Here is a 3,453-nt window from a genome sequence, read left to right on the forward strand (position 1 = left end):
TTGATGGCCTCTTTCGTTGTCGCGTCCGTCGCCCTCATGGGCTTCGTGGGCACGGCAACAGCGGCTGACGAGTGGTTCGTGCTCGGCGAGCAGACGATCAAGTCCACCGATCCAAGCGCAGCGATCAAGAGCGCAGGGGGTCGATGGGAAAAGGACGTCAAGCAGGTGAAGCTCTCTGCCGAGGGCGCTGACGTGCAGATCACGCAGCTCGTCCTCAACTGGGACAACCGCAAAGATGACACGCTGACGAATGTCGGGGTCCTGAAGGCGGGGGGACAGACCGCGCCGGCGGATGCCCCGGGACGCAAGGGGCGTCTCACGTCGGTGACAGTTCAGTACAAGATCCTTGGCAATGCACCGACGGCCACCCTCAAAGTCTGGGGATTGGACTGAGCGGGCTGAGGCGTTTGCGCAGACACGGGCAAGCCTCGACCATGCGCTCGCCTCTTCGCAGCAGGCCCGCGAAGCGCGAGAGCAGCAGGTGACCGCGCTGGCAGCGGAGAGTTTGAGGCAGCGCGAGGCCGCGCCCCGGGAAGTGGCAAGGCTCAATGCCCTGCTGGAGGAAGCCCTCGCTGGTGCTGAGCGGCTGCGGCAGGAAAGCGCAACCGTGCTGACCAATCGTGAACAGGACCTGCGCGATGCCGTGGCGCGCCATGCGCTCAGGAAAAACGAATTCTCGCTTCGATCGGGCGCATCAGCCGACCAAGGATCTCGAGCAGGACCTGGCCCGCGAGCAGCAGCGCCGCCTGCGGGGCGAGGAAGCCGCGGCGCTCGCAACGGAAACCGAGCGCCAGGTGCTGCGGGACGTGCAGCAGGCCGGCCAGCAAGCCGAACGTCAGCTGCGTGATCAACTTACCGCACAGGCTATTGCTTCGAAGATCACGCGTCGCTCCGGCGTGGCGAATGCGCCGAAGTTCATCAGGTGGCAATCGCCACAGGCCTGCGCTCGAAACCCGGTCGTCCGCGCCGCTGTCAGGTCGGCCGCCATGTTGAGCGCCGCACCGCGGTAGAAGGTGAACGGCGAACGCACCATGCGCCCGAAGCGGATCGGGATAAGTTCCGCGATGCGTCCCTTGTTCGACTCCTCCAGCAGCTTCAGCGTGTCACGTCGATTCGCGGGTGGTTGCACAGACGCCGTGGGCTTCACGAGGGCATGCCTCACCAAGGCGCTTGCCTTTCACACGAAGATCGGATGTCTGGGCCAACTGCGCAGCGAGTCGACCCCACGGAGCACCTCTGCATCTGCCGCAAACGCGCCCACAGGTTGCGCTTCCTAAGTCATGATGAACTCCCGCCAGGGTGAAATTCGTCACTGGCGAGTATCAAGTCCTCCCGGAAGGCTCGCCCAGCACCGCGAGATGGGTCTCGGGGATCTGGCCGCCGAGGACGCCGTCGCCGCCGTCCTTGCCTTCGTCGCCGTGCTTTTTCTGGGCATCCTCAATGGCGTGATCGTCGCAGTGCTGGCGTCGCTGGCGCTGCTGATCCGCCGCGTGGCGCACCCGCATGCGGCCATCCTGGGCCGGATACCGGCCACGCGGAGGTTCTCCGACAGCGAACGCAATCCCGACAACACGCCGGTGCCGTGCGGCGGATGCTGCGCGCTGCCCCGAGCCCGCTGAAGCTGGTGGTCTGCGCCCTCTCGACCTGGCCCCAGGTCGACCTGGCCGGCGCGAAATTGCTGACCAAGCCGCACGAGGAGTTCGCCGCGGCGGACATCCGGATGCGGATGGTCGACGCGCACGCCGCGGTGCGTGACATCCTGCGCGCCGAGGAACTTGAAGAAAGCCTGGGTTACTTCGGGCGCCGGATCTCGGTTGCAGATGTCATCGACGAGTTCGAGGGCCGAAAGACTGCGGCACCGGCGTGAGAGGATGCGGTTTGCGGCAAACGTTCGCGCTTTTCTTGAGAGCGAGTTTGTCGCGCAACGGCTCCGCCCTCGGCGCCTTCTATCGCCGCATGTGTGCACGCATGGACAAGTCCAGCGCCAATACCGCCACCGCCCACAAGATTGCCCGAATGGTCTACTTCATGCTCACACGCGGCGAGGCCCTCGGCTTCTCCATCACCCCGACTCAAGTGCCTGCATGACCTCATCGAGACTTTGGTTTCTCATGAGCGAGCGCGACGCTTCGCTAACAGGTACTCAACTACCAGCAATGCGGCAGCCAGTGGTACCAGGCCGGCGTCGGCAACATCTTCAACTCGACGGGGCTTCCTGGGCGGGCTCGGCGCGGGCTTGGAGAACAATTCGCTCGGATTCGGTCCCGGCAGTTGCTGGATCGCCATCCGCGTTCGCGCCAACGCCTTGTGCCTTGGCCATCACGGCCCGGCGAACGAGGCCGATGTGCTCGCGCAGCGTGTAGGCTTCGCTGGCATAGCTCAAGGGTGCACGGATCCGGGCGGCGGCCTGCTCGATCCGGCCCAGGTCGCCCAGCCATTGCTCGACGGGCAAGGCTCCCGTGCGTGTTTCGACATCGCGTTCGAGTAGTGCCAACTCCCCGTACCAGCGGTAGATGCGCGACCGCGCGCGCCAGCGGAWCAGYCGCGGCAGAAAATTGGTCAAGGGAACGATCACGAACAGCACGGGCACCAGCAGCACGATYAGGCGTTCGAGGTAGGCCGCGAGGGTGAACGGCAGGTAACGGTGAAGSATGCTGGGCCCGAAGCGGTGGTGGCGATTCGCATCGGCCGACACGGGCAGGTCCACCGGCGCTGTGTTCGGAAACTCGCCGTCCGCTTCAAAGAATCCCTGCTGTCCATGCAATTCCCGACCGGCCTCGAGCAGCAGGTTGACGATCGCCGGCGACAAGCCGTCGCGCGAAACCAGCATCGCCTTGGTGCCGATCAGATTCACCTCCTGCTGCGGAATGTGCAGCGCGAGATCGATCGTTCCCGCTGGCAGGGTCAACTTGGTGATGTATGAAAACTTGCGCGGATAGGCATCGGCGCGTGCCAGGCTCATCAGCTTCAGGTCGGGGTCGTGCAACGCCTGCCAGATCGCCGGGAACTGCGCGGGCCCGACCAGGAATGCCGCATCGACCTGCCCCGCCTGCAACGCGCGCAGGGCCTCAAGATTGACCAAGGGCACCAGTTCGGAGTTCAGGTTGGTGATGTTGTTCGCCGCCAGCAGGGGCTCCATGAACGCGCGCACGCCGCTGTCCGGCGAGCCCACGGCGAGCCGCCGGTGGCGAAGCTCATCGATGTGCGGGTGTACGACGCTGTCGCGATAGAAGATCCACAGCGGTTCGTAGTACAGGGCGGCAAGCATGACCAGCGTCTCGCGGTCGGCTGGGCGCACCACACCGCCGTGCACGAAGGCCACATCGACGCTGGAATGGGGATCCCGCAGCAAGCGCTCGTTCTCGTCCGCGCCGCCCGTCATGCGCTCCTCGACCGTCACACCGTCGCGTGCCAGGATTTCCTTGTAGCGCTGCGCGTACTGGTGGTACATGC

At 65.1% G+C, this 3,453-nt stretch carries 6 protein-coding genes and 1 pseudogene; 4 read left to right on the plus strand and 3 right to left on the minus strand.

The window, feature by feature from the left end:
* Window positions 1-393 (plus strand): hypothetical protein (locus AC1DY5_RS47585; RefSeq protein ID WP_478121337.1); only part of this gene is annotated, 393 nt, incomplete at its 5' end.
* 266 nt (window positions 394-659) lie between these two features.
* On the opposite strand, the gene AC1DY5_RS47590 is transcribed toward AC1DY5_RS47585, so the two are convergent.
* Window positions 660-851 (minus strand): hypothetical protein, encoded by a 192-nt coding sequence (locus AC1DY5_RS47590; protein WP_478121338.1) that lies wholly within the window; start codon window positions 849-851, stop codon window positions 660-662.
* A complete protein-coding gene (locus AC1DY5_RS47595; RefSeq protein ID WP_478121339.1) occupies window positions 848-1,147 on the minus strand; it encodes a DUF2252 family protein in 300 nt (99 codons plus the stop codon). The genes AC1DY5_RS47590 and AC1DY5_RS47595 overlap by 4 nt, the downstream gene beginning before the upstream one ends.
* 211 nt (window positions 1,148-1,358) lie before the next feature.
* Here AC1DY5_RS47595 and AC1DY5_RS47600 point away from each other — a divergent pair, with 211 nt between their 5' ends.
* The 3 genes and pseudogenes from AC1DY5_RS47600 to AC1DY5_RS47610 form a co-directional block, all read left to right on the plus strand.
* Window positions 1,359-1,619: a hypothetical protein gene (locus AC1DY5_RS47600; RefSeq protein WP_478121340.1), complete on the plus strand. Its 261-nt coding sequence runs from the start codon at window positions 1,359-1,361 to the stop codon at window positions 1,617-1,619.
* A complete protein-coding gene (locus AC1DY5_RS47605) occupies window positions 1,592-1,867 on the plus strand; it encodes an STAS domain-containing protein (protein ID WP_478121341.1) in 276 nt (91 codons plus the stop codon). The genes AC1DY5_RS47600 and AC1DY5_RS47605 overlap by 28 nt, the downstream gene beginning before the upstream one ends.
* A 26-nt stretch (window positions 1,868-1,893) precedes the next feature.
* Window positions 1,894-2,088: pseudogene (locus AC1DY5_RS47610) on the plus strand (IS110 family transposase); the annotation flags it as partial.
* A gap of 109 nt (window positions 2,089-2,197) precedes the next feature.
* Here AC1DY5_RS47610 and AC1DY5_RS47615 read toward each other — a convergent pair.
* Window positions 2,198-3,453: TAXI family TRAP transporter solute-binding subunit (locus AC1DY5_RS47615; RefSeq protein WP_478121342.1), on the minus strand; the 1,256-nt coding region annotated here is incomplete at its 5' end.

Source organism: Variovorax sp. P4_D9 (genome assembly GCF_056401695.1).

Bases quoted from the DNA above. Each gene is read 5' to 3' on its own strand.
- AC1DY5_RS47600 (WP_478121340.1), top strand. From the start codon at position 1,359: ATGGGTCTCGGGGATCTGGCCGCCGAGGACGCCGTCGCCGCCGTCCTT.
- AC1DY5_RS47605 (WP_478121341.1), top strand. From the start codon at position 1,592: ATGCTGCGCGCTGCCCCGAGCCCGCTGAAGCTGGTGGTCTGCGCCCTC.